Source organism: Mesorhizobium sp. 43Arga (assembly GCF_053714255.1).
The window spans coordinates 302,057-327,439 of record NZ_JBSKBO010000009.1 but is presented as its reverse complement, the minus strand read 5'-3'; the positions used below and the strand labels follow the sequence as shown (position 1 = coordinate 327,439).

General features: G+C 63.8%; 20 protein-coding genes and 2 pseudogenes. 8 read left to right on the top strand and 14 right to left on the bottom strand.

The annotated features are described in order from the left end of the window. From ACWGS8_RS27755 to ACWGS8_RS27740, 4 genes are all read left to right on the top strand, one after another. On the top strand, window positions 1-1,039 hold a 1,039-nt coding region (locus ACWGS8_RS27755), incomplete at its 5' end, for an aminotransferase class III-fold pyridoxal phosphate-dependent enzyme (RefSeq protein WP_454583908.1). An 8-nt stretch (window positions 1,040-1,047) separates the two neighbouring features. Next, window positions 1,048-2,151 carry an alcohol dehydrogenase family protein gene (locus tag ACWGS8_RS27750; protein ID WP_454583907.1) on the top strand — a complete coding sequence of 368 codons (1,104 nt, stop codon included), beginning with the start codon at window positions 1,048-1,050 and terminating at the stop codon, window positions 2,149-2,151. Window positions 2,152-2,290: 139 nt separating this feature from the next. After that, window positions 2,291-3,787, top strand: coding sequence for an HAL/PAL/TAL family ammonia-lyase (locus tag ACWGS8_RS27745; protein ID WP_454583906.1), 1,497 nt, complete (start codon window positions 2,291-2,293; stop codon window positions 3,785-3,787). Between the two features lie 394 nt (window positions 3,788-4,181). Then, entirely contained in the window at window positions 4,182-5,252 is a 1,071-nt protein-coding gene (locus ACWGS8_RS27740; RefSeq protein WP_454583905.1) for an alpha/beta hydrolase, read from the top strand. 94 nt (window positions 5,253-5,346) lie between these two features. On the opposite strand, the gene ACWGS8_RS27735 is transcribed toward ACWGS8_RS27740, so the two are convergent. The 3 genes from ACWGS8_RS27735 to ACWGS8_RS27725 are packed head-to-tail and all read right to left on the bottom strand — an operon-like array spanning window position 5,347 to window position 8,354. Further along, window positions 5,347-6,786, bottom strand: coding sequence for an NAD(P)-dependent oxidoreductase (locus tag ACWGS8_RS27735; protein ID WP_454583904.1), 1,440 nt, complete (start codon window positions 6,784-6,786; stop codon window positions 5,347-5,349). Between the two features lie 58 nt (window positions 6,787-6,844). Next, window positions 6,845-6,991: a hypothetical protein gene (locus ACWGS8_RS27730; RefSeq protein WP_454583903.1), complete on the bottom strand. Its 147-nt coding sequence runs from the start codon at window positions 6,989-6,991 to the stop codon at window positions 6,845-6,847. Window positions 6,992-7,007: 16 nt separating this feature from the next. Continuing rightward, on the bottom strand, window positions 7,008-8,354 hold the full coding sequence (locus tag ACWGS8_RS27725) for an NAD(P)/FAD-dependent oxidoreductase (protein WP_454583902.1): 1,347 nt from the start codon (window positions 8,352-8,354) through the stop codon (window positions 7,008-7,010). 337 nt (window positions 8,355-8,691) lie between these two features. Here ACWGS8_RS27725 and ACWGS8_RS27720 point away from each other — a divergent pair, with 337 nt between their 5' ends. Further along, window positions 8,692-10,575: an ABC transporter ATP-binding protein gene (locus ACWGS8_RS27720; RefSeq protein WP_454583901.1), complete on the top strand. Its 1,884-nt coding sequence runs from the start codon at window positions 8,692-8,694 to the stop codon at window positions 10,573-10,575. After that, window positions 10,575-12,467 (top strand): ABC transporter ATP-binding protein, encoded by a 1,893-nt coding sequence (locus ACWGS8_RS27715; protein ID WP_454583900.1) that lies wholly within the window; start codon window positions 10,575-10,577, stop codon window positions 12,465-12,467. Before ACWGS8_RS27720 ends, ACWGS8_RS27715 begins: the two co-directional genes overlap by 1 nt. 144 nt (window positions 12,468-12,611) lie before the next feature. Here the strand turns inward: ACWGS8_RS27715 and ACWGS8_RS27710 are convergent, their stop codons facing one another. From ACWGS8_RS27710 to ACWGS8_RS27680, 7 genes are all read right to left on the bottom strand, one after another. Further along, window positions 12,612-13,394, bottom strand: coding sequence for an ABC transporter ATP-binding protein (locus ACWGS8_RS27710; RefSeq protein WP_454583899.1), 783 nt, complete (start codon window positions 13,392-13,394; stop codon window positions 12,612-12,614). 10 nt (window positions 13,395-13,404) lie between these two features. Further along, window positions 13,405-14,262, bottom strand: coding sequence for an ABC transporter permease (locus ACWGS8_RS27705; RefSeq protein WP_454583898.1), 858 nt, complete (start codon window positions 14,260-14,262; stop codon window positions 13,405-13,407). A gap of 28 nt (window positions 14,263-14,290) precedes the next feature. Further along, complete coding sequence (locus tag ACWGS8_RS27700; RefSeq protein WP_454583920.1) at window positions 14,291-15,298, bottom strand: ABC transporter substrate-binding protein; 1,008 nt, start codon at window positions 15,296-15,298, stop codon at window positions 14,291-14,293. Window positions 15,299-15,612: 314 nt separating this feature from the next. After that, on the bottom strand, window positions 15,613-16,344 hold the full coding sequence (hutC, locus tag ACWGS8_RS27695) for a histidine utilization repressor (RefSeq protein ID WP_454583897.1): 732 nt from the start codon (window positions 16,342-16,344) through the stop codon (window positions 15,613-15,615). Window positions 16,345-16,375: 31 nt separating this feature from the next. Then, a complete protein-coding gene (locus ACWGS8_RS27690) occupies window positions 16,376-17,401 on the bottom strand; it encodes a zinc-dependent alcohol dehydrogenase (protein WP_454583896.1) in 1,026 nt (341 codons plus the stop codon). Window positions 17,402-17,416: 15 nt separating this feature from the next. After that, window positions 17,417-18,739 (bottom strand): histidinol dehydrogenase, encoded by a 1,323-nt coding sequence (gene hisD, locus ACWGS8_RS27685; protein WP_454583895.1) that lies wholly within the window; start codon window positions 18,737-18,739, stop codon window positions 17,417-17,419. Between the two features lie 82 nt (window positions 18,740-18,821). Beyond that, the gene (locus ACWGS8_RS27680) at window positions 18,822-19,595 is read right to left on the bottom strand and encodes an SDR family NAD(P)-dependent oxidoreductase (RefSeq protein WP_454583894.1); all 774 of its coding nucleotides are present in this window, start codon (window positions 19,593-19,595) and stop codon (window positions 18,822-18,824) included. A gap of 229 nt (window positions 19,596-19,824) precedes the next feature. Here ACWGS8_RS27680 and ACWGS8_RS27675 point away from each other — a divergent pair, with 229 nt between their 5' ends. Together ACWGS8_RS27675 and ACWGS8_RS27670 are read left to right on the top strand one after the other, a co-directional pair. Then, entirely contained in the window at window positions 19,825-20,928 is a 1,104-nt protein-coding gene (locus tag ACWGS8_RS27675; RefSeq protein ID WP_454583893.1) for a histidinol-phosphate transaminase, read from the top strand. A gap of 170 nt (window positions 20,929-21,098) precedes the next feature. Further along, a complete protein-coding gene (locus tag ACWGS8_RS27670) occupies window positions 21,099-22,382 on the top strand; it encodes an NAD(P)/FAD-dependent oxidoreductase (protein ID WP_454583892.1) in 1,284 nt (427 codons plus the stop codon). Window positions 22,383-22,408: 26 nt separating this feature from the next. Here the strand turns inward: ACWGS8_RS27670 and ACWGS8_RS27665 are convergent. From ACWGS8_RS27665 to ACWGS8_RS27650, 4 genes and pseudogenes are all read right to left on the bottom strand, one after another. Continuing rightward, a pseudogene (locus ACWGS8_RS27665) lies at window positions 22,409-22,612 on the bottom strand (SDR family oxidoreductase); the annotation flags it as partial. A 4-nt stretch (window positions 22,613-22,616) separates the two neighbouring features. Then, on the bottom strand, window positions 22,617-23,489 hold the full coding sequence (gene fghA, locus ACWGS8_RS27660) for an S-formylglutathione hydrolase (protein ID WP_454583891.1): 873 nt from the start codon (window positions 23,487-23,489) through the stop codon (window positions 22,617-22,619). 249 nt (window positions 23,490-23,738) lie between these two features. Next, window positions 23,739-24,280: pseudogene (locus ACWGS8_RS27655) on the bottom strand (GMC family oxidoreductase); the annotation flags it as partial. A 23-nt stretch (window positions 24,281-24,303) separates the two neighbouring features. Continuing rightward, window positions 24,304-25,383, bottom strand: coding sequence for an ABC transporter ATP-binding protein (locus ACWGS8_RS27650; protein WP_454583890.1), 1,080 nt, complete (start codon window positions 25,381-25,383; stop codon window positions 24,304-24,306).

The window sequence follows — 25,383 nt, the reverse complement described above, 5'->3', positions numbered from 1 at the left end:
TTATTTCGGCCTCTCCGGCTCGGACGCCAACGAAACCAACATCAAGCTGATCTGGTATTACAACAATGTGCTGGGCCGGCCGGAGAAGAAGAAGATCATCTCGCGCTGGCGTGGCTATCACGGTTCGGGCGTGATGACTGGATCGCTGACCGGGCTCGACCTGTTCCACAACGCCTTCGACCTGCCGCGCGCGCCGGTGCTGCACACCGAGGCGCCGTACCATTTCCGCCGCGCCGACCGCTCGATGAGCGAGGAACAGTTCTCGCGGCACTGCGCCGACAAGCTCGAGGAGATGATCCTGGCCGAAGGGCCCGAAACCGTCGCCGCCTTCATCGGCGAGCCGATCCTCGGCACAGGCGGCATCGTGCCGCCGCCGGCCGGTTACTGGGAGAAGATCCAGGCGGTGCTGAAGAAGTATGATGTGCTGCTGGTCGCCGACGAAGTGGTTACCGGCTTTGGCCGGCTAGGCACCATGTTCGGGTCCGACCATTACGGCATCAAACCGGATCTCATCACCATCGCCAAGGGTCTGACCTCGGCCTATGCGCCATTGTCGGGCGTCATCGTCGCCGACAGAGTGTGGAAGGTGCTGGTCGACGGGTCCGACAAGCTCGGTTCGCTTGGCCATGGCTGGACCTATTCGGCGCATCCGATCTGCGTTGCCGCCGGTGTGGCCAATCTCGAACTGATCGACGAGATGGATCTGGTGACGAATGCCGGCGAGACCGGCGGCTATTTCCGTGCCGAGCTCACCAAGGCCGTCGGCGGCCACAAAAATGTCGGCGAGGTACGCGGCGACGGCATGCTGGCGGCAGTCGAGTTCGTCGCTGACAAGGACGACCGGGTGTTCTTCGACGCCTCACAGAAGATCGGGCCGCAAGTGGCGACAGCGCTGGCCGCAAGCGGCGTCATCGGCCGCGCTATGCCGCAGGGCGATATTCTCGGCTTCGCGCCGCCGCTCTGCCTGACCCGCAGGGAAGCCGACATCGTCGTCTCGAAGACGGCGGATGCGGTGAAGAGCGTGTTTGCCAATCTCTGAGATCGACGATGAATGCCATGACCACAACCGTCCCCGCCACCATGGCCGCCGTCCTGCTCACCGGGCACGGTGGACCGGAAAAGCTCGTCTACCGCACCGATGTGAAGGTGCCCTCGCCCGCACCGGGTGAGGTGCTGGTGAAGGTCAGCGCCTGCGGGATGAACAACACCGACGTCTGGGTGCGCCAGGGCGCCTATGGCACGGAAGAGGACGCGGCCGCCGTGTCGACCTGGCGGCGCCAGGGCAACACGCTTGTTTTCCCGCGCATCCAGGGCACCGACACGGTTGGCACCATCGTTGCCGTTGGCGGTGGCGTTTCGCCGGATCGGATCGGCGAAAGGGTCATGGTCGATTTCTCCATCTACAACCGCGATGACGATTCACTCGCCGACATCGACTATATGGGCCATGGCCGCGACGGCGGGTACGCCGAGTACCAGGCAGTGTCGGCGCAGAATGCGCATGTCGTCGACACGGAGATGAGCGATGTTGAGCTCGCCACCTTCTGCTGCGCCTACCTCACCGGCGAACAGATGCTGGAACGCGCTGGCTTGAAGGCTGGTGAGCGTGTTCTGGTCACCGGCGCTTCGGGCGGCGTTGGCTCTGGCATCGTGCAACTGGCGCGGGCACGGGGCGCCATTCCCTATGCCGTCGTCGGCAAGGGCAAGGAACAGGCGGTGCTCGACATCGGCGCCGAAGCGGTGATCACCCGTGGCGCCGCCGACCTGCCGCGAGCCGTCAACGAAGCGACCGGCGGCCAGCCTGTCGACGTGGTCGCCGATCTCGTCGGCGGCGCGATCTTCAACGACCTGCTGCGCATCCTGCGGCCCGAAGGCCGCTACACCACCGCGGGTGCGATCGCCGGGCCGGTGGTGCAACTCGATCTCAGGACCATGTATCTCAAGCAGCTGCAACTGCATGGCTCGAGCCAGGGCACGCGGGCGGATTTCCGCCGCATCGTCGGCTACATCGAGGCGAAAAAGATCCGGCCGCTCGTCGGCGGCGTCTACAGGCTCTCCGATTTCCACCGCGCACAAGCGGATTTCGTCGCCAAGGATTTTGTCGGCAAGCTGGTGGTCGTGCCCGACGCCGTCGCGGAGGGGCCGGCATAGTTTCCTGATCCTCGCTCTGGTCACCTTCGCGCCGCTGTCCCAATGGGAATGGCTTGCAGTCGCGTCTGCGAGCCGTCACAAACGGCGACGCCCGTTGTAATGCTGGTCCGGGCATCTGGTCACAGGATACAGGCGAGACATGACAGCCCGGATAGTACTGCTCGATGCCAAGCCGCTCGGCGTGGCTGACGTCGCCGAGATCGCGCGCCGCAATGCCCGGCTTATGCTGGGCGAAGAGGCGATGCGCCGCATCCGGGCAAGCCGCGCCCTGATCGAGCATCTGACCGGGCTTGGCAAACCGATGTATGGCGTCACCACGGGCCTCGGCGCCTGCGTCGACACGCCGCTCGCGCAGGCCGACCTGATCGCCTTCCAGCACAGCGTGCCGCTCAGCCACAGCATGGGCATAGGACCGGCGCTGCCGACGGAGGCGGTGCGGGCGCTGATGACCGCGCGCATCTCAGGCATGGCCGCCGGCGGCACCGGCACCTCCGAACGCGTGGTCATGGGCCTTGTCGCCGCGCTCAATGCCGGCGTGCATCCGGTGATCCCGACCTGGGGCTCGATCGGCGCTGCCGACCTTGCCCATCTCGGCCATATGGCAAGGTCATTGTGCGGCGACGGCGAGGCGGAGTTCCAGGGCAGGATCATGCCGTCCGCCGAGGCACTTGCCTTGGCCGGACTCGAGCCGCTCGACCTGCGCGAAAAGGACGGTCACGCCATCATCGTCGCCAACAGCCTGTCGACCGGAACGGCGTGCCTGTGCCTCGAAGACGTCGCCCATCTCATCGACTGGGCGCTGGCAGCGGTCGCGCTCAACTATGAGGCGTTTCGCTCTTCCCTCACGGCGATCGATGAGCAAGCGCTGGCCGCGCGGCCGGCTTTCGGCCAGCGCGAGATCGGCGCCCGGCTGCGCGCGGAGCTGGCGGGAAGCGGCCTGTGGCAGGACAAGGCAGCGCGGCGCCTCCAGGATCCGCTCAGCTATCGCTGTGTGCCGCAGGTCTGGGGCGGCCTGCTCAATGCGTTCGAACAGGCGCGGCTCGCTACCGAGATCGAACTCACCCATTCCGGCGACAATCCCGTGATCCTGGCCGAGGGTGAGCGGGTGATCTCCAATGGCAATTTCGACCTCACGGCAATGACGCTCGCCTGGGAACAGCTCGGCCAGGCGCTGGCGCATTGCGCCGTCGGCACCGCCAACCGCTGCATGAAGCTGATGTCGCCGACAACAGCCGAACTGCCGCGCTTCCTGTCGGCGAGAGGCGGCAGCCGCCAGGGCTATGCGGAACTGCAAAAACCCTTGTCGGCGCTGGAAGCCGAAATCCGGCATCTGGCCAACCCGATGTCGCTCAGCCCGCTGGCCGTTTCGGATGGCATTGAGGACCAGTCGTCGATGGCGCCGCGAGTGGTGGCCAAGACAGCCGAGATCATCGAGCGCATGCGCTACCTCGTGGCGATGGAGCTGATCTTCGCGGCGACCGGCGTGGAGCTGCGCGGTGTTGTCGACAGCATGGGCGAAGGGCCGCAGCGCACCTTCGCCGCCGTGCGCGCGCTGGTCAGCCCGCTCGACGACGACCGCGAGATGAGCACCGACATGACGCGGGTGGCGCGAATGGTGGCCGGTCCCCGGTACTGAGCCGACGGCTGATCCGCCACCATCGGTATCTGGATCTTCCGGCGCGAAGCCAGGCGTCAAGCAACAACGCGTGCGGTCCCTACCAGGGCCATCGGTGTGATCGGTCGCTGCAAAAACTCACGTTCGGCGCCATGCGTGGCGCATGCAATGCATCAAGACATGAAAGAAGAGATGCCGCAAAATTGCTTGCCGATGCGGCGTGGGCATATTAGAAACAACAAATACGTTCTTTCATGGGTAAGATAACGGAACCTACGCTTTAGCCATCGCAAGCACTGCGAAAGTATCCGAGGAGAGCCAAGGCCCGGGTATGCGGTTCGCAGACAAGAATGTGCCGCCCTGGAGTGAATTGCCGAACGTTTGCCTGACCTGACACCCCTGTCCGGAGGAACCCGTGGCCAACACCTACAAGGTCCATTTCGTCAGCAATCGAAACCCTATCGTGAACAGTCAGGGGCGGATCACCGGTTTCGGCCCCAATCTCAGCCAGGCCCAAGGCGTCGATCTTCGATATAGAGAGGTCCAGGTGACGGTCACCGGAGCTCCCAAGCAGGGCAAGATCGTGCCCGGCACCCTGCTTGTGTATGACGAGAAGATACTTGTCGAAAAGGGCAAGGCTCAAATTCGCGGAAGCGACCAGATGTTTGCTGCGCTTCACCCGGCATTCAGTGCGGCAAAGACGATCATTCTGTTCGCGCATGGCTTCTTCAACACCTTTTCCGACAGCGTCGAACGTGCGGCGACAATCCTCAGCTTCTACGGAATAGATGCCGAGATCATCGTCTTCAGTTGGCCCTCTGCCGGCACATTGATCGGCTACCAGCATGACCGGGCAGCGTCACGACAGAGTGGTCCCGCGTTTGCCCGAGTGATCCGCAGGTTGGCGACGGAGCTTGCCGGCCTTGCCCCGACGGCGCCGCGTCCGACCGTTCACCTGCTCTGTCACAGTATGGGAAACTATGTGCTGCGTTTTGGCGTTCAGGCATTGCTGGCGCAACCGCAAGATACAAAACCTGGCGAGACCCAACCGGCCGTACCGGCGACGCATCTTCCGACCATCTTCAATCAAATCATTCTCGCCGCCGCCGACGAGGACTCCGACGCGTTCGACCGGCAGGACAAACTGAAGGCGCTGCCCGACCTCGGGCGCGGGGTTACCGTCTACTACACCCATGAGGATTGGGTGCTGACCTTCTTGAGTGCTGGAATTGAATTCAACGGCCCCCGGCTTGGCGCCGGAGGCCCTGACAACATGGCAACCATCAGCGACAAGGTGAGTGCGGTGGACGTGAGCGACGTTGTTCCAGCCGAACTCAACATGAATAGCCATCAATATTATCGGCTCTACACGCCGGTGCGCGACGATGAAGTCGCGGTGCTGGCAGGTCAAGCGCCCGATAAAATCCGCAACCGGGCAGCGACAGGCGTTCCACACCGATATCGGATCGAGCCTGCGGTGGGTTGAATGATCGAGCCTGCGGTAGGTTAAATATTGAAGATTGCGCCGGAGTGTCTCGTTCGGACCTGCTGCGGTGATAGCCCGCGGCGGCAGCGCGACGTTATTGATAAGGGCCTCTGAGGTTGAGTTTCTCAGCCAGAAGGCAGAAGCGGTCGATCAGCCGGACAAGTTCCTCGCCCTGCTCAGCGACCATCTTGCCGCGCTCTGCGGGCGGCGTGTCCGACAGGGCCTTCCACAGCCGGTTTTGCCGATCACAAACATCCGCCAGTTCGGAGCAGTCGCTGGCAGTCAATTTCAAAAAATGATCCGCCGTCACCGGTCCGATGCCTGGCGGCGTCGTCGCCCCGAGGGAAAGATAACCCGGAGGTACGGTGCCTTTGGCATTGGTCACGGATTTGCGGCAGATGACATCGAACAGCTGGTCGATGGCCTGTTTGGCACCGGCGACGCGCGAGGGATGATCCGTATCGGCAGCCGCATGCGGCAGAAGTTCAAGTTTTTCGCCGTGCCTCTCGACGAGGTCGAGATAAGGCAGCATCGGACCGGAAAGACGCCCGGTCGAGGCATCCCTGAACAGGTCGGCATCGATGGCGGCGTGGCGCACCCGCCCTGCATCCAGCGCGTCGCCAAGCGCTGCCACGTCGACAAGCTCGCCGCGATCGTAGTTGACCAGCACCGCACCCTTGCTCATGCGCGACAGGACGTCCTTGCCGATGATACCGGCATTGGCGTAGCGGCCGGTCTGCGCGTCCTGCTTGCCCAGGCCGACATGGACGCTGAGCACATCGGCCCCTTCAGCCGCGTCGGCGAGGTCCGCCGCGAAGGCAAAGCCCTCAGCTTCTACCCAGTCGCGATGCCGTGACCTTGCATGGATCACCACGCGCATGCCGAAGGCACGGGCGAGCTTGGCGACCTCGCGGCCGATATTGCCGTAGCCGATGATCGCGATCGTCTTGCCTTCGAGCTTTTCGGTCGGGAAATCACGCAGCTCCCTGCCGGTGTCGAAGGCGCCGCGCGCCACCCGGTCGTGAAGCAAGCCGACCGGGAGATCCGGCAGCACTTTCAGGATAGCCTTCATCACCATCTGTGCGGTGGCGCGGCTATTGATGCCGGGCGTGTTCATCAGCACTGCGCTGCCGCCCTCACCGCTGCCGCCGCCCCAGGAGCGCGAGCCCATATTGCCGGTGCCGGCACCGATCCGCACGCCGGCGAGCCCAAAGACGGTGTCGGCGGGCAGGAAGGTCGCAGCGGCGATGACGGCGTCATAGCGGCCGTCGCCGGCAGCTTCGATCAGTTCCTCGCGGGTGCTGAGATCCGGCTGGTAGAAGAAATGCACCCGGCCCCGCTCGAGGCCCGCTTTGTCGCCAAGCGCGGACAGGTGGAAGCGGCCGCCCTTGGCTTCGATATAGGCGCGCACTTCGCTGGGATCAGGCTTGCCGTCAGGCCCGAAGCGCAGGCCGACCAGATCGCAGATCAGCACGGCGTAGGCGCTTTGCGTATCGATTGGCTCCACGGCCTGGGAATTGGTGTTTGCGGTCACGTCGTTTCCCCATGCAAGAACGGAAAGGCCTGCCGGTACGGCAGCGCGCTCTGAGTAATCAGAACCTATCCGCCCGAAAGGGCGTCAGATCGATCGCCGGCGGCAAACCAGCGGCGAGTTGCGACACGATCTTGCCGGTGACGGCGCCGCCGATGAGGCCTTGGTGGCCATGGCCGAAGGCATAGATGACGTTCTTGGCCCGCAACGACCGGCGGCCCGATCTAAAGACTGGGTCCCAGCTTGATCGGGCTGCCGTCGCTGAAGCGGGATTGACGGAACCTGTGAAGATCATGTCCGATTTCGTTTCCCTGGACGAGGTCGGATACGATGCGTCCCATCCCAGGTCCGATGCCGAAGCCGTGACCACTCATGCCGGTGGCGATGACGAGACCCGGAATTTCGGCGGCGCGATCAACGACCGGCACCACATCCGGCATCGCATCGATCATGCCCGCCCAGCTTGCCTTGATCGGCACAGTTTTGAACTGCGGGAAAAGTGCCATGAATTCGCGCTCGATATCGCGCAGCGCCGAGGCTTTGGGGGTGGGATTGAGGATGCGCATCCGTTCGAACGGACTTTCCTCGTCCGCGTTCCACCTGCGCGGGGTTGACCAGCCATCCGGATAGCCGCGCGGCGCCGCCGGCAGGTAGGAGGTGCCAAAAGGATTCGCCATCAGGGCGGGAACGTATTTGGTCGCATGACGAAAGGCATCAGGCCCGACATACAGCTGACTGGTGCCTCCCGATGCCAGCGTGTAGCCGCCATCCTGCCGGCGCCGGAATGCGATATGTTCGTCGGCCACGGCGCCCGAATGGATTTCGGGCATGGGTCCGGTCGCGGCGACGGTTGCCCTGACGCTGAGCTGCGGGATGGAGACGCCGTGGGCGCGCAGGAAGAGCGACGTCCACGCACCACTCGCGACGACCGCGTTCGAGGTGGCGATACGGCCCTGCTCGGTCCAGACCCCGCCAACGCGTCCAGCCGAGATGTCGAGCATGCGCGCAGCACAATTCTCGATGATGGTGACGCCTTGCCGGACGGCCAGGCGGGCAAGCGCGGGAACCGCGACCCAGGGCTCGGCGCGCATGTCGGACGGGGTGGTCATGGCACCCTTGAAAGAGCGCGACATGGCCGGGATCAGCCTGGCCGTCTCACCCTGGTCGAGGAGACGGGTGTCGACGCCGTGTGTCTCTGCGATCTTCAGGAACTTCGCGAAGCCGGCCATCTCCTTGTCGGTTCGCGCAAGATAGGTGACGCCCGTCTGCTTCAACCCGATGTCTTCGCCGCATTCCTCGGCCAGTTGGCGCCAGAGGCGCTGCGCTTCGATGACAACAGGCAGTTCGTCGGCATCGCGGCCCTGCTGCCGGATCCAGCCCCAGTTGCGCGACGATTGCTCGCCGGCGATGTGGCCTTTTTCCAGCAATGTGACCGAAATGTTGCGTCGCGCCAGGAACAAAGCCGTGGTCACGCCGATGACGCCACCGCCGATGACGACAACCTCCGAAGCCTTCGGCAACGGCGCTTGAAACTGGATCGGCATGACTTCGGTGAAGGGAAAACTTGTCAAGGAAGATTGCCCTCTTGCTATTCACGGCTGCGTCGACCTTGGCTGCTGGACCTGGCTGCTTCCGTGTCGGCGACGCGTTACAGAACTGATAGTCCGTCAAAGCTGGATCGAGCTGGAGAATCTGCGCGTCAATGCGGTGAATTGTTTATGCCAGCTAATGTCGCCTCGACACCCCCACAGGAACTTTGGCGACAAGGCCGCAAGCGCCCGTCGACGACCGATAGCGGCACCGCCTGTCAGGCACAGTGCGATGCCGCCATTGGCCCCTTGAAGGGTCAAGTCGGACACGCGTAACATCACACCATCAGAACTGAGTCTGCTTCATGCGTCCGGGCTAATGTCCGGATTGGACTGGATATTTTCCTTGCCTACGGATGCAACCAGCGGCGCGGCGAAGCGCGGCAAATCGTTTGCCCATGTGGCGGAAGCTTCCTGGGGCAAGGGCCTCAGCACCTTGCTGCGCATCGTGCGCATGACGCTGCGCCACCCCTGGCAGGTCGCCATCACCCTCGTCTCGACCTTCATCGCCGCGACGTTGCAGCTTTTCATCCCACGCCTGCTGGGACGCGCCATCGACCAGGCGCAAGGCGTAATGGCTGCGAGTGGAGGCACTGTGGCGGAACAGGCGTTGTGGCATACGGCGCTGACACTGCTCGTCGTCAGCATCCTGCGCGGTCTCTTCACCATGGCGCAGAACTATTATGGCGAGGCTGTCGGCCACCAGACCGGCTATGAATTGCGCCTCGCCTTCTACGAGAAGATCCAGCGGCTGAGCTTCTCCTTCCACGACAAAGTCCATACCGGCGATCTCATCACGCTCGGGCTGCTCGATCTCGACGGCGTGCGCATGTTCTTTTCCACCGGCGTACTGCGCGTGGTGCTGCTCGGCGTGCTGATCGGCGTCGGCGCCTATCTCCTCATCAGCACCGACCTCATGCTCGGGCTGCTCAGCCTCAGCTTTGTGCCTTTCGTCGCCTGGCGCTCCTCGGTGACACAGCTCAGATTGCGCAGCACCTGGCTGACGCTGCAGGAGCGGCTGTCGGTGCTGAGCCGGGTGATGGATGAGAACCTTGGCGGCATCCGCGTCGTGCGCGCCTTCGCGGCGCAGCGACATGAGCTCGCAAAATTCGACCGCGCCAAGCAGGACGCGCTGGAGCTGGCCAATGAGCGCGTCGACATCCGCGTCTCCAACACCAGCGCCATGAACTTTTCCTTCCTGGCGGCGATGGGGCTGGTGCTGTGGTTCGGCGGCCAGAGGGTGATCGCGGGCCAGATCAGCGTCGGCACGCTGGCGCAGTTCCTCACCTTCATGACCATCCTGCAGATGCCGGTGCGCCAGCTCGGCCTGATGGTGAATTCCTTCGCCCGCGCCTCGACCTGCGGCACGCGGCTGTTCGAGCTGCTCGACACCGAACTCGACATCAAGGATGTGCCCGACGCCAGGGCGCTCGTCATCACCGAGGGGGTGCTGCGCTTCGATGATGTCGGCTTCCGCTATGAGGGCGCGGGCGGCCGGCCGACATTGTCCGGCATCTCCTTCGAGGCGAGATCCGGCGAGACGATCGGGATTGTCGGCCCGCCCGGCAGCGGCAAGTCGACGATCGCGCATCTGATCCCGCGCTTCTACGATGTGACCTCGGGCGCGATCACCATCGACGGCCAGGACATAAGCAAGGTCACGCTGCAATCGCTGCGCAAGGCGGTCGGTGTGGTGCAGCAGGACGCGTTCCTGTTCACGACCTCGATCGAGAACAACATCGCCTATGGCAACCCCTGGGCGCTGGAAACCCGCATCGGACAGGCCGCCGAATATGCGCAGTTGCATAACTACATCATCGCACTTCCGGCCGGTTACACCACGGTCGTCGGCGAGCGCGGCGCCTCGCTTTCCGGCGGCCAGCGCCAACGCCTGACCATTGCGCGCAGCCTGATGCTGCGGCCATCGGTTCTGGTCTTCGACGATTCCACCGCGGCCATCGACGCCGGTACCGAGCAGCGTATCCGCGCGGCGATGAAGCGCTTCGCCAAGGATCGCGTGACGCTGATCATCTCGCACCGGCTGAGTTCGCTGATGCATGCCGACCAGATCCTGTTCGTCGAGGGCGGCCGCATCGTCGAGCGCGGCACGCATGAGGAACTGCTGGCGCTGGGCGGACGCTACCGCGCGCTTTACGACCTGCAGCTGCGGCCGGACGACGATCGGCTCGAGGGAGCCGCATGATGTCGGCGCAGGACGACGACGAGAAGGACGACAAAAGCGGGCGGCCGACCAAGGCCGTCGTCGGCTCGCATCGCGACGAGGAAGAGGTCTTCGGCAAGGCCTACGATCCGCGCATCATCAGGCGCATCTGGAGCTTCGTCAGACCCTATCAGGGCCGGATCTTCATCTCGGTGGCCGCGGTGCTGGTGTTCACGCTGACGCAGCTGGCGATCCCGCTGGTCATCCGCTACGCCATCGACAACGGCATGGCTCCGGGCAGGCTCGACCGCTCGGTGATGATCTCCGCGATTATCACTTTCACCGTGATCATCCTGATCAACTATGCAGCCAGTTATGTGCAGGAAAGCGTCGTCGGCAAGGTGGCGGAGAACGTGCTGTCCGACCTGCGCCGCGCCATGTTCAGCCATCTGCAGCGTGTGTCGCTCAGCTTCATGGACAAGACCGAGGTCGGCCGGCTGATGTCGCGCCTGCAGGGCGACGTCAATTCGATGCAGGAATTCCTCGAAACATCCGTCATGTCGGTGGGCGACATCGTGCTGCTGTTCGGCATCGTCACCGTTCTGCTCTGGCTCGACTTCCGGCTCGGACTGCTGACGCTGTCGACCATGCCGATGCTGTTCATCGTGCGGCTGTTCTGGCTGCCGCGCGCCAAGGTAGCCTTCATGGCCGCGCATGAAACCAATTCCATCGCCAACGGGGCGCTCGCCGAAGGCATCCATGGCGTGCGCACCGTGCAGAGCCTGGAACGCCAGCATGTCAATTTCGACCTCTATGACGAGAAAGTGCTGGCCAACCTCAACGCCCATCTGCGGTCGGCCAGATATGCGCAGGTGATGGTGCCGATCGTCGACACGCTGACCGGCATGGCCATGGCGACGGTCATCGTCGTCGGCGGCTCGATGGTGCTGTCGCACAGCCTCGATGTCGGCGTCATGGTGGCGTTCCTGTTCTACATCCAGCGCTTCTTCGACCCGATCCGCTCGCTTACAATGCAGTACAGCGTCATGCAGCGCGCCATGGCCTCCGGCCAGCGCATCTCCGAAGTACTCGACGTGCCGGTGGATGTCAGCGACAAGGACAATGCGGTGGCGCTGTCGCGCGATACGGACGGCTCGGTCGAGTTCAGGAACGTGACCTTCGGCTACCGGCCGAACCAGCCGGTGTTGAAGAACATCTCCTTCCGCGTCAATCCGGGCGAGACCGTCGCGCTTGTCGGCCCGACCGGGTCGGGCAAGTCGAGTTCGATGGCACTGGTGCACCGCTTCTACGATGTCTGGTCGGGTCAGGTCCTGGTCGGCGGCCATGACGTGCGCGATCTGACGCAGGATTCACTCGGCGACCAGGTGGCCATGGTGCTGCAGGAGCCGTTCCTGTTCTCCGGCACGGTGCAGGAGAACATCCGCTACCACAAGACATCAGCCAGCCGCGAGGAGGTGGTGCGCGCGGCACAGGCCGTCGGCGCGCACGACTTCATCGAACAACTGCCCGACGGCTACGACACCGAGCTCGAACAGCGCGGCGGCAACCTCTCGCTCGGCCAGCGCCAGCTCATCAGTTTCGCGCGCGCCCTGGTGGCCGACGCCAAGATCCTGGTGCTGGACGAGGCCACGGCCAGCATCGATTCCTACACCGAGATGCTGATCCAGATGGCGCTGATCAAACTGCTGGAGGGCCGCACCGGGCTGGTCATCGCCCATCGGCTGGCCACCATACGCGGCGCCGACCGCATCATCGTGTTGCAGAATGGCGAGATCGTCGAAAGCGGCAACCACGAACAGCTGATGCAGAGGAAAGGCCTCTACGCCCGGCTGTACAACATGAACTACGCTTCGTTCGACGACATTTCCGAGGAAGAGTTGGGAATGGACGCGGCAATCGGCAAAGCGACGTGAACGGTTCGAACCGACCCGATCGCCCCGCCCCTGCTGACGAGACCTGTTTGCGAGGCCCCCCTAATGTGAGCAGGACAGCCGGTCCGGATATTTCGGGACGGTTGCCTCGTCATTCCGCGCAATGCAGAAGAGGCTCGCCCGGACCTACGCCATTTCGGGGCGTCTTGATGCTTCGCGGATCGCCTTGTGCACGCCGCGCTGCATATCCATGAAGGCTGGGGTTTCCATCACCTCTTCCCGGCGCGGCCGCTCGATGTCGACATTGAAGGTCTGCATGATGCGTCCCGGGCCGATCCCCATGACGACGATGCGGTCCGACAGATAGACCGCCTCCTCCACATCATGCGTGACGAACAGCACGGTCAGCTTGTGTTCTTCCCAGATCTGGGTCAGCAGTTCCTGCATCTGGTGCCGGGTCAAGGCATCGAGCGCGCCGAACGGTTCGTCCATCAGCAGCATCTTGGGTCGATAGGACAGCGCGCGCGCAATGGCGACACGTTGCTTCATGCCGCCAGACAGTTCGGACGGAAAGCGGTCGGCGCTTTGCGACAGCTTGACGAGGTCGAGATGCTCGAGCGCGATCTCGCGGCAGGCCGTGCGATCGTAGCCGGCGGCCTTGAGGGCGAACTCGATGTTCTGCCGCGCCGTCAGCCAGGGCAGCAGCGTGTAGGACTGGAAGACGACGCCGCGGTCGAGACCCGGCTCCAGGATCGGCGCGCCATCGATGCTGAGTTCGCCGGCGTCGAAATCCTGCAGTCCGGCGACAATCGACAGCAGCGTGCTCTTGCCGCAGCCCGACGTGCCGACGAGCGAGACGAACTCATTGTCGGCAAGATCGAGGTTGATGTCGCGCAGCACTTGCGTGCGCCGCTCACCCGTGCCGAAGCTCTTGTTGAGGCCAGCGATGCGCAATTTGGGAACAGTCATCGGCGGTTCCTCATTGCGAATGGCCATCCTGCCGGAACAGCACCTTCTCCAAAGCCTTCATGACCTGGTCGGTGATGAGACCGAGCACGCCCAGCAGCAGGATGTAGCCGATGATAGTGTTGGTCTGGAAATAGCGCTGCGACACGGTGATGCGATAGCCCAAGCCCGATGTCGCTGCGACAAGTTCGGCCAGCACCAGCCAGGTCCATGCCCAGCCGAGGCTGATGCGCAGCGTATCCCAGATGCCCGGCAGGGCGCTGGGCACGACGATGCGCGTCAGGATCTTGCGGTCCGGCAGGCCGAGCGTTCGGCCAAGGCCGATGAAATCGGCGGGAACCCGTTTCACATTGTCCATGACCATCAGCACCTGCTGGAAGAAAGTGCCGATGAAGATGATCAGGAATTTCTGCGTGTCGCCGGTACCCGCCCACAGAATGGAGAGCGGCACGAAAGCGACGACCGGCATGTAGCGGATGAAATCCACCAGCGGCTCGATAGCCGCCTCCCAGGAGCGGAAGCTGCCGATCAGCACGCCGATCGGGATCGACAGTGCCGAGGCGATGAGGAAGCCGATGGAAATGCGATACGCCGAGGCCGTGAGGTCAACCCACAGCGTGCCGTCAGTCGCGAGCTTGGCGATCTGGGCCACGACGCTGCCGGGCGACGGCAGGAAGATGGGTTTTACCCATTCCAGCCCGGTCGCCGCCCACCAGGCAAGGCCAAGCCCGACAAAGACGGCCACCGCGATCATCAGGAAACGTGACCTCGCGATCGGCACGCCGATCCCGGAGGATCGGCGGCGCTGTTTCGTGGCCGCCTTTGGCACGGAGCGCGCCGGGCCGATTTTCGCCGGGGGATCCGCGGACATCTGCGCTACCACCGCGATCCGGCCTGTATCATTGCGCCGCCTTGACGAACGACGGATCGATCATCTGTTCCGGCGTCACATCGGCCTGGAGCAGCTTGGCGTTCTTGGCGGCTGCTTCGACGTCGGCGAAAGTCTTGGTGGTGAAATCGCCGGTGAGCGCCGTCTTGTTTTCGGCCAGCGAGTAATAGCGCACGCCGTCGAAAGCGGTGTTCAGGTCCTTCACGTCGGAGCCGACCGCCTTGGCGATGATGGCGCGGCCGCCACGTGTGTCTGCCTTATAATCCTTGAGTGCGGCGTCCCAGCTCTTGATCATGGCCAGCACCTGGCCGGGCCGCGACTTGATCACCTCGTCGCGCACCACCAGCACGTCGCTGATCAGGCCGGGATCCTCACCGGCGGAAAACAGCAGCTTGACGTCCTTGTTCTGCGCCATGGCGACGGTGAGGTAGGGCTCATAGGTGACTGCGACCGGCACGCGGCCGGCGATCAACGCGCCGCCGGCGTCGGAGGCAGGCATCGGAACCGGCTGAACATCGGCGATCGACATGCCATTCTTGGCGAGCGCGTATTTGAGCAGGATGTCGCTGGTCGTGCCTTCCTCGAAAGCAACCTGCTTGCCCTTGAGGTCGGCGATGGAGGTGATGTCCTTGCCGGCGATGATGGCGTCGGCCGTCATCGAGACATCGAGCAGCAGCACGATCTTCACCGGCAGGCCGGCGGCCACCATGCCCATCGCCGTATGGGTCGCGATGTTGGCGGCGTCGAGCTGGCCGCTGGCCAAAGCGGCGTTGATGTCCTTGTCCTCGGCGAAATTGACGATCTGGACGTCCGACAGGCCATTCGTCTTGAACAGCCCCTTGGCGTCGGCGACATGCCACTGGCCGTAGCCGAGCCAGGGTTCGATGCCGATCTTGAACGGTCCTGCCTCGGGCGTGGTGGGAATGGCCGCGTCGGCCGCATGGGCCACTGGCGCGGCGGCGAGCCCGATTGCGGCGGCCATCACGAGCGCGCGAAATTGTCCTGCTAGATTACGCATCATCTCTCGTTCCCCTTGATGATCAGACCGCTTTTTTACCCAGGCATCCGGTCTGGTGAGACTGCGGGTTTCCGCTCTTGCGGCACTGTGCCTCGGCGTTTTGCCCACCACTTCGTGGTGAAGTGCAGCGATATTTCAGCGTCAGCGGGAGCGGATGTCAAGGCTAAAATACATACATGCATATACAAGTTGGCATGGCTCAAATTTCCCCCATGGATCGGGCGCATCCGCCCGCGCTTTCAGGATCGATCAAGTCGAGGAAAACCGTCACCCGATCGGCCCGAAGGCTCCATGATCTGCATCCGCTTTCGGCGTCAGTTGGTCTTCGAGGGGGAATAGCGGCTGCCGAGCGAGTAGCGGCTGCCGGCATAAGTCAGCTTGCTGATGGTGGCGACGATCGCGCCCGTCCATGTGCGGCGGTGCAGAAACAGGCAGCAGCCGCCGGCATCGATATTGAGATGCCGCGCCGTCTCGGCGTCGGCCGGGATCGCGGAGATGATATGCTCGACCTCGGTCACCGGGGTTTTCTGCATGAGGTAGTCGTAGGTCGCGGTCTTTGAAAAATCCTGCTTGTCGTAGTCGGGGATCAGGCTCGGATTGACGAAGCGCTCTTCCAGCTGCACCGGCAAATCGTTCTCGAAATTGACGACGACGGAGTGATAGATCGCGACGCGCTTTGGGAACTCGAAGGACAAAGCGAGCTCCTTGGTCGGCATGATGGTTTCCAGCACGAGGACTTCGGAGCGATGCCTGTTGCCGCGCTCGACGATCTCGGCCGCGATGTTGTTGATCTCGATCAGCGTCGATTGTGGCCGGGGCGGCGCGATGAAGGTGCCGACACCTTGCAGCCGGATCAGGAACCCCGCTGCGGTCAGTTCCCGGAGGGCCCGATGGACCGTCATGCGCGAGACACCCAGCGAAACCACCAGTTCATTCTCGGACGGCAGCTTGCGGTCCTTGCCCCATCGGCCCGTTCCGATGTTGGTCAGGATGTAGTCCTTCACCTTCTCGTAAAGAGGGCTCGCCGTATCGGGCAAATCGATCATCTCAAAATCCTTTCCGGCAATTTATCGGAAGTCACGCCGGCTCAACAGGTTGCCGCATGCGGATGATTGTTTTCAAGCCGTCGCTTTGCCCCGCCAAAAGCCGCTCATAGGCGGCAGGAACATCGTCGAGACCGATCTCGCGATCGATCAGGGCGAGCAGCGGTTCGCTCAATTCACCCAGCATCCGCACGGCGTCGGGCAACTCGTCGGCGAAGGCATGGCAGCCCAGCAGCGCGATCTCGCGTTCGACCAGAAGGTTGGGGTCGATGTCGAGACGGCCATGGAAGATGCCGACCATTGCCACCGCGCTGCCGGAATCGAGAACGCCGAGCAACTGGTTGAATGCGGCGATGCTGCCGGTCGCCTCGACGGCCGCCAGCAAAGGGGCGTTGCCAGTCGCTGCAGCAATCGCATCGCGGTCGAGCTCGACGATTGTTGCACCGGTCACCCGCGCGACGCGGGCGCAGCGCGCCTGGTTGCGGTCGGCAATAAGCACCGTGCCGGCGAAGCGTCGAGACAGCAGCAGCGCGGCGAGACCGCCGATCGGCCCGCAGCCGACGACAAGCACCGAGCATGCCGTGTTGGGCAGACGCCGTACCGCGTGCAGCGCCACCGCGAGCGGCTCGGCCATCGCGGCGACCCGTTCGTCGAGTGCTGCATCGACGACATGCAGCAGGCGTGCGGGCAGAACAGCCTGTTCGGCGAAGCCGCCGTCGCAGACTTCGCCGACGAAGCCCAGCGAAGTGCAGAGATGGCGCCTGCCGGCACGGCATTGCGCGCATTCCCCGCACCAGAAGCGGGAATCGGCGACCACCCTGTCGCCAAGAGCGACGGTTCCGACGCCCTCGCCCAAGGCGATCACCGTGCCGGTCAGCTCATGGCCGGCGGTCGACGGCGACCGGCTTATCCATTGGCCGGTGCGGAAATTGTGCAGGTCCGAACCGCAGATGCCGGCGGCATCGACCTTGAGCTTCACCCAGCCGGCATCCGGGAAGCCGGGTTCGGCGATGTCCTCGACCCGCAGATCGCCGGGTCCATAAAGCCTTGCCGCCTTCATCGCGATCGTCTCCGTTCAGCCGGCGAGGTAGCGATCGCGGATTTCCGAGACCGCGTTTTCGTGCGAGCTGAAGCCCTCATAGCGGGCGAGCCTGCGGGCATGCTGCGCGAGTTCCGGATAGGCTGCCGAGGTGACATAGCCGACCGACGAGCGCTTGACGAAATCGGTCACCGAAAGCGGCCCATAGGTCCGCGCCCAGCGGCTGGTCGGCAGCACGGCATTCGGCCCTAGGACGAAGTTGGCAAGCGTCACCGGCGTATGCGGACCCATGAGGATCTCGGCCGCCTCGGTGATGTGCCCGAGATGCGCGAAGGGCTCCTTCGACAGGATTTCCAGATGTTCGGGCGCATAGTCGTTGATGAAGCGATAGCTGTCTTCCAGCGACGCGGTCAGCACGATGCCGCCGCGCTGGCCTGTCAGCACAGCGCGCGAGAACTCCACCCGCTGCTCGGTCATCCGCGACCAGTGTTGCGGGAGTGCGGCGAGCGCTGCCTCGGCGACCTTGCGGCTGTGCGTCACCAGATAGGCCGAGGAATCCGGACCGTGCTCGGCCTCGATCAAAAGATCGAGCGCGGCGAGGCCGCCGTCGACACTGTCATCAGCAAAGATGATGGCTTCGGACGGACCGGCGGGCAGGCCGGTGTTGATGATCGACGACAGCACACTCTTCGCCGCCACCACCCATGGGCTGCCCGGGCCGACGATCTTAAGCGCGGGCTTCACCGTCTTTGTGCCGTGGGCGACGGCGGCGACGGCATGGGCGCCGCCGCATTTGTAAACGGTGTGCACGCCGGCGAGGCGCGCGGCGACAAGGGTTGCCGCATCCACCGAACCGTCCGATGTCGCTGGCGTCACGATGGCGATCTGCGGCACGCCGGCGATGACGGCCGGAACCGACGTCATCATTGTCACCGACGGAAAGGCGCCCTTGCCGCGCGGCACATAAAGCGCGACCGAGGCGATCGGCGTATAACGGTCGCCGGCATAGGCGCCCGGCCGGACCTCCTTGAGCCACATCGTTTCCGGCTTCTGCTCCTCATGGAAACGCCTGATGTTGTCGATGCCGAAGCCGATGCTTTCCACGACATCATTCTCGACCTTGTCGAAGGCCGCGTCGAATTCGGCTTCCGAGACCTGCAGTCCGCCTTCGGCGACATTGGCCTTGTCAAGTTCCCGGGCAAAGCGGATCAGCGCGGCGTCGCCCTCATCCTTGACGGCCTGGATGATCGGGCGGACCTTTTCGACGAAGACCGACAGATCGGCCTCGGCGCGCTTCAGCAGGCCTGCCCGCTGGGTGGCGTCGAGCGATGACAGATCGTGGAAGCTGATGTCGGACATGGATATTCCTCTTTGTTGGAACGCAACGTGGCGGCCGGTTACGTTGCGCAAGACGCTGATTTCGAACCTGTGGCGAGCTCCCTCAAATCGATGCCAGGAAGCCGCCATCCACCGGAATGGACTGGCCGGTGATGTAGGCCGCCGCATCCGAGGCAAGGAAGACGGCAACGCCGTGCAGGTCGCCGAGATCGCCGAAACGATGCTGCGGGATCTTGGCGAGCATGGACTGCTGCCATGCCTCGTTGCTGTAGAACACATCGGTCATCGCCGTCCGGAAATAACCCGGGGCGACGGCGTTGACCCTGATGCCGAGACCCGCCCACTCCGCCGCCAGCGCCCTGGTCATGCCGAGCAGGCCCGACTTCGACGAGCCATAGGGCACTGCGGTCGGAATGCCGACTTCGGAAGTCAGCGAACAGAGATTGATGATGGCGCCGCCATGCCCAGCGTCCCGCATCTGCCGTGCGGCCGCCTGGGCGCAGAAGAACGCCCCCTTGAGATTGGTGTCGACGATCCGGTCCCACAGCGCCTCGTCCACGTCGAGCGAGGGCCTGACCTCCTCCATTCCGGCATTGTTGACGAGGATATCGAGACCGCCAAGCAGGGTCGCGGCCTCGGCGGTGGCTGTCCGGCAGCGGCCGACATCGGTGACGTCGAGAGCGACGGCATGCGCAACCCCGCCCGCCGCGCGGATCACCGCCGTGGTCTCATCGAGGGACGCCAGGCTGCGCGCGGTGACCGCGACATCGGCGCCGGCAGCGCTCAACGCCTCGGCGATGCTGCGGCCGATGCCGCGGCTGGCGCCGGTGACAAGCGCTTTCCTGCCGGCGAGATCGAACAAAGAAGCATTGCGCATGTGATCCTCCTTGCCGGTGTCGAGCTTCCGCCTCCGTAGCGAGACTACCAGATCAAGTTACATATACAAGCATATACAAACCGTTTCTGCTACGCTAATCCTGACAAAATTCGCTGCGCCAGCGCGCCCGTCGGTGACCTGGCTCGCCGAGGGACGATGCAGCGAAAACCAGTGTTTGAGAACAGGTCGATGACGGGAGTCCGTCGGCCGACCGCAGAGGAGCCCGCTCATGTCGAAAGCATCAGACATGGTCCGAACCGAAGTCACGCGCCTGTCGCCTTACAATTCCGGGCTGACCATCGCCGAGGTCGTGCAGCGATATGCTCCAGCCAGGGTCGCCAAGCTGGGGTCGAATGAAAACCCGCTTGGCCCGAGCCCGACCCTGGCCACGATGATGCAGGCCAGCGACGAGATGTTCCGGCTCTATCCGGATCCGGCCGGGCGCGAACTGCGCCAGGCCATCGCCGCCAGATATGAATTCGGCGAGGACCAAATCATCCTCGGCAATGGGTCGGAGGACCTTCTGTCTGTCATCAGCCGTGCGGTGTTGCGGCCCGACGATACCGTCGTCACGCTCTATCCCTCGTTCCCGCTGCACGAGGATTACGCGACGCTGATGGGCGCGAGCGTCAAACGAATGACCGTCAACGACGACCTCACCATCAATGTCGATGCCCTGATCGAGGCGGTGCGCGAGCGGCCGCGCATGCTGCTGTTCTCCAACCCTATGAACCCGGTCGGCAGTTGGCTGTCCGCCGGCGATCTGTCGAAAGTTCTGGATGCGCTCAGCGACGAGACGCTGATCGTCGTCGACGAAGCCTATGCCGAATATGCGGAAGGCGACGACTATGCCTCGTCGCTACCTGACCTCTGCAAACGCGACCGGCCCTGGATCGTGCTGCGGACATTTTCCAAGGCGTTCGGGCTCGCCGGTTTGCGGATCGGCTTCGGCATTGTCGGCGACCCGGAATTGCGCGCCATGCTCGACAGGGTGCGCACACCATTCAACGCCAATGGCATGGCGCAGGCAGCCGCGCTGGCGGCACTAACGGACGAGGAACACCTCGCCAACGTCGTCGCTCTGGCCAAGGCGGAAAGAACACGTGTCGCGAGCTTCCTCAGGAACATGGGCCTCGACGTCGCGCCTTCCCGCGGCAATTTCCTGTTCTTCAACTGCCGGCAAAATGCCTCCGCCTTCGCCGAGGGCCTGCTGCGCGAAGGCGTCATCGTCAAACCGTGGAAGCAGGAAGATTTCGACAGCTATGTGCGTGTCAGCATCGGCTCGCCAGCGGAGAACGACCACTTCATGGTCGCGCTGTCGCAGCTGTTGTGATTTCCCGAAAGCCATGCTGAATTGCCTGGCGCGCACCGGGCACGATATTGGACGGTCTGCCGTTCCCAATATGGAGTTTTCGCAGGTGGCGCATCCCCTTTCGCCCAACGGCTTCCGTCAAGCCTCTCGGGCCTGTGTGTTCCTCCCCGGTCACCTTGACGATGCCAAGTATGCTTGAGAGCAAGCCACCGAAGAGCCTCTACCGCGAAACGGCTGGCGGCACCGGGGATTACCGCGCCCTTGCCGGCGCGCAGCGGGCAAGGGTCGCCATTGTCGGCGGCGGCTTCACCGGCCTTTCGACCGCCTTGCATCTGGCGGAAGCCGGCGACGACGTCGCCGTGCTCGAGGCCCATCAGCCGGGCTGGGGCGCTTCGGGCAGGAATGGCGGCCAGGTCAATCCCGGCCTCAAATACGATCCCGACACGATCGAGGCGATGTTCGGCCCTGAGCTTGGGCCGCGGATGATCGATTTCTCCTATGGCGCGCCGGATTTCACCTTCGGCCTCATCAAGCGCCTGTCGATCGCCTGCGATGCCCGGCAGTACGGCACGATACGCGCAGCCATCCGGCCGAAGCCGGAAGCCGCTGTGCGGGCCACGGCCACGCAATGCGAGCGGCGCGGCATGCCGGTCAGCATGCTGGACGCACAGGCGATGGCGGCGCGAACCGGAACCGACAGATACATAGCCGGCATGTTCGACGCCCGCGGCGGCGACCTACACCCCTTGAAATACGCGATCGGCCTGGCAGCCGCCGCGCGGGACGCCGGCGTGCGGATATTCGGCGGCAGTGAAGTGCTCTCGCTGAAGAGGGAGGCGGGACGATGGGTCCTCAAAACCGCCAACGGCGCTGTCAGTGCTGAGAAGGTGCTTATCGCGACCAACGGCTATACCGGAGCCTTGTGGCCGGGCCTGGAGCAATCCCTGGTTCCGGTGTTCAGCGCGATCGCGGCGACCGAACCGCTTGCGCCGGCGGCCGCGGCCGCAATACTCCCTCAAAGGCCTGTCCTCTACGAAGCCGGCAACATCACCGTATACTACCGCATCGACGCCCAGAACCGTCTGCTCATGGGCGGCCGGGGACCGATGAAACCCATCGGCGAAGCTGCCGCCATCCGCTACCTCACCGACTATGCGCTACGGCTGTGGCCTGCGCTTGCCGGAGCACGCTGGACACATGGCTGGAACGGCCGGGTCGCGATCACCAAGGATCACCTTCTGCACATCCACGAGCCGGAAGACGGCGTGCTGATCTGCCTAGGCTACAATGGCCGTGGCGTCGCCATGGCCTCGGCGATGGGCGCTGCCCTGGCACGGCGGCTGCAAGGCGGCGAGACGTCGCCGCTTCCCATGCCAATATCGGCGCTGAAGCCAATCCGGTTTCACCGCTTCTGGCCGCTCGGGGTGAAGGCCGCGATCCTGTCGGGGCGGCTGAAGGACCGGTTCGGCCTCTGACACGAAGGGCGCGCACGGCCTCTCCTCTACCGAAATTTCGGAAACGCGTTGCCGGCCGGCGCATTGGCCCAGCTCTGCAAGGTCTGGCCGCCGTCGATCAGCCAGTCGACGCCGGTGACATGCCTTGCCTCCTCCGAGGCGAGGAACGCCACGGCGGCCGCGACATCGTCCGGCTGGCCTATGCGGCGCAACGGGATGCGGTCGGCGAAATGCTGGACGCTGCTCTCTCGCGGTTCAGCGCGGCCCGGCGCCGGGGACCGGGTCAGACAGTCTTTCGGCATGCCACCTCAGATGGTCGTCCATGAATGTCGAAATGAAGAAATACGAGTGGTCGTAGCCGTCCTGCATGCGCAGGGTCAACGCAATGCCAGCCTTGTCACAGGCCGCTTCCAGAAGCCAGGGTCGCAGGCCGTCGTTGAGAAAGCCGTCCGACGTTCCCTGATCGACGAGAAGCTCGGGGAAGCGGCGGCCATCCTCGATGAGCAAGGTGGCATCATAGCCCCGCCACGATGCCTCGTCCGCGCCGAGATATTTTTCGAAGGCCGGCCGCGACCACCCGGCGGTGCTCGGCTGCACGATCGGCGCGAAGGTCGAGCAGCTTTTGAAGCGCTCGGGATTTTTGAGCGCGATCGTCAGCGCGCCATGCCCGCCCATCGAGTGGCCGAAGATCGCCTGACGCGTCATATCGGCCGGAAATTCCCGGGCGATCAACGCCGGCAGTTCCTCGGTGACATAGGAATACATGCGGTAGTTCGTGGCGTAGGGCGCTTGCGTCGCATCGACGTAGAAGCCGGCGCCGCTGCCGAACTGCCAGTTGTCTTTCTCGTCGGGAAGATCGGCGCCGCGCGGGCTGGTATCGGGGCAGACGACGATCAGGCCAAGCTCGGCGGCCATGCGCCTGTACTCACCCTTGTCCATGACATTGGCATGGGTGCACGTAAGGCCGGAGAGGTACCAGACGACCGGGCAAGGTTTCTCACGGGCCTGCGGCGGCACGAACACCGCGAAAATCATGTCGCAGGCGCAGACATCCGAAGCGTGGGAATAGACGCCCTGCACGCCGCCATGCGACCTGGCGGTGGAGATGGTCTTCATCCGGTCCGACATCTTGTTCTGCTCCGCCAAACGCCCTTCACGGCCGCCTGTCTACGGCATGGGCCGGGACCGCGGCAACCCTGATGGATTGGACCATGATCCCAAGCGCAACGCCGGCCTATTCCGCCCCCAATGCCCGTCACTTCCGCCGGAACGGCAGCGCATCGCTGATATCGTCTTCGTCCAGCTCACGCGCGAAGCGGTGGCCGATATAGGTCGTGGCGACTTTGGCATCCGAGAACAACGCCTATCGCCACACCACTATTGGCGCGGATCCAGCAGGATCATCTCCGCCGCCTTCTCGGCGATCATGACGACCGGAGAGTTGGTGTTGCCCGAGACGACTGTCGGTATGATCGAGGTATCGACCACGCGCAGTCCGGCAAGCCCGTGAACGCGTAGCGGCCGTCGACCACCGCCATCGAGTCCGAACCCATCTTGCAGGTGCCGACGGGGTGGAAGATCGTCGTGCCGATATCGCCGGCCTTGCGGATGAGGTCCTCGTCGCTGTCATATTGCGTGCCGGGCAGCAACTCCTCGGGCGCAAAACGTGCCGCCGCCCGTGCCTTCATCAGGCTGCGGACATGGCGCAGCGATGCGACCGCGACGTTGCGGTCTCCCGTGGTGGAAAGATAGTTCGGCCGGATCTTCGTCGCCTCGCGCGGATCGGACGATGCCATATGCACGGTGCCCCGGCTCTCCGGGCGCAGATTGCAGACCGACACCGTGACCGCTGGAAAGCGATGCAGAGGGTCGCCCAGACGGTCTGTGCTGAGCTGTTGCACATGATATTCCAGATCAGGCGCCCTGGCGTCCATCCCCTGGTCTAGATATCCATGCGCTGCTCGCTGCCAGGGTCGAACAGGTTGACGCTAGCCGGATCGACGGCAAGGAATATCGGTTCGTTTCGCCGGCCTGCAAACCTCGGCGGCAGGCGGGCGATGATCGACTGTTCGCCAACCTGGACCGTCACCATGGTTTCAGGCCCTGTAGGCTCCACGACGTCGATCACCCCGGCGACCGAAGCTTCATCGCGCCCGACCGCCTTCAATTCTTCGGGCCTTATGCCGAGGATCACCGGGCGCTCGGAATCAACCGACCGCTTGCCGGCCTGCAATGCGACCGACACGCCGCTTGCCGCGAAACGCACGCCATTCGCGTCCGAGACCAGGCGCCCGGGCAGGAAATTCATCGCCGGCGATCCGATGAAACTTGCCACGAACACGTTGGCGGGCCGTTCATAGATGGTGCGAGGATCGGCAAACTGCTGGATATGGCCGCCCTTCATCACCGCCACCTTGGTGGCCAGCGTCATCGCCTCGATCTGATCATGTGTCACATAGACGATGCTCGTGCCGAGACGCTCGTGCAAGCGCTTGATCTCCGTGCGCATTTCCACACGAAGCTTTGCATCGAGATTGGAAAGCGGTTCGTCGAAGAGGAACAGCTCCGGGTCGCGCACGATCGCGCGCCCCATCGCAACGCGCTGCCGCTGTCCTCCCGAGAGATTGGCGGGGCGTCGGTCGAGCAGATGCGAAATCTGCAGCAGCCGCGCGGCATCGTCGACGGCACGCTTGCGCTGGTCGGCGTCCACGCCACGCATCTCCAATCCGAAGCCGATATTTCTCTCCACCGACATGGTGGGGTAAAGTGCGTAGGACTGGAATACCATCGCGATATTGCGGTCCTTGGGCGCTAGATCCACCACCGAGCGTCCGCCTATCAGGATGTCGCCGCCCGACGTGTCGTCCAGGCCCGCAATCATATTGAGCAGGGTCGACTTGCCGCATCCCGACGGCCCGAGCAGAACCAGAAAGCCTCCGTCCTCGAGCTCGATATCGACCCCGTGAAGGACCTCCACGGAGCCATAGGACTTGCGCACATCCTTGATGGAAAGTGTCGCCAT

Coding starts and splice junctions, on each gene's coding strand:
- ACWGS8_RS27750 (WP_454583907.1), top strand. CDS start 1,048: ATGAATGCCATGACCACAACCGTCCCCGCCACCATGGCCGCCGTCCTG.
- ACWGS8_RS27715 (WP_454583900.1), top strand. CDS start 10,575: ATGTCGGCGCAGGACGACGACGAGAAGGACGACAAAAGCGGGCGGCCG.
- ACWGS8_RS27705 (WP_454583898.1), bottom strand. CDS start 14,262: ATGTCCGCGGATCCCCCGGCGAAAATCGGCCCGGCGCGCTCCGTGCCA.
- ACWGS8_RS27675 (WP_454583893.1), top strand. CDS start 19,825: ATGTCGAAAGCATCAGACATGGTCCGAACCGAAGTCACGCGCCTGTCG.
- ACWGS8_RS27690 (WP_454583896.1), bottom strand. CDS start 17,401: ATGAAGGCGGCAAGGCTTTATGGACCCGGCGATCTGCGGGTCGAGGAC.
- ACWGS8_RS27670 (WP_454583892.1), top strand. CDS start 21,099: ATGCTTGAGAGCAAGCCACCGAAGAGCCTCTACCGCGAAACGGCTGGC.
- ACWGS8_RS27680 (WP_454583894.1), bottom strand. CDS start 19,595: ATGCGCAATGCTTCTTTGTTCGATCTCGCCGGCAGGAAAGCGCTTGTC.
- ACWGS8_RS27700 (WP_454583920.1), bottom strand. CDS start 15,298: ATGCGTAATCTAGCAGGACAATTTCGCGCGCTCGTGATGGCCGCCGCA.
- hutC (WP_454583897.1), bottom strand. CDS start 16,344: ATGATCGATTTGCCCGATACGGCGAGCCCTCTTTACGAGAAGGTGAAG.
- ACWGS8_RS27650 (WP_454583890.1), bottom strand. CDS start 25,383: ATGGCGACACTTTCCATCAAGGATGTGCGCAAGTCCTATGGCTCCGTG.
- ACWGS8_RS27745 (WP_454583906.1), top strand. CDS start 2,291: ATGACAGCCCGGATAGTACTGCTCGATGCCAAGCCGCTCGGCGTGGCT.
- ACWGS8_RS27720 (WP_454583901.1), top strand. CDS start 8,692: ATGTCCGGATTGGACTGGATATTTTCCTTGCCTACGGATGCAACCAGC.
- hisD (WP_454583895.1), bottom strand. CDS start 18,739: ATGTCCGACATCAGCTTCCACGATCTGTCATCGCTCGACGCCACCCAG.
- fghA (WP_454583891.1), bottom strand. CDS start 23,489: ATGTCGGACCGGATGAAGACCATCTCCACCGCCAGGTCGCATGGCGGC.
- ACWGS8_RS27710 (WP_454583899.1), bottom strand. CDS start 13,394: ATGACTGTTCCCAAATTGCGCATCGCTGGCCTCAACAAGAGCTTCGGC.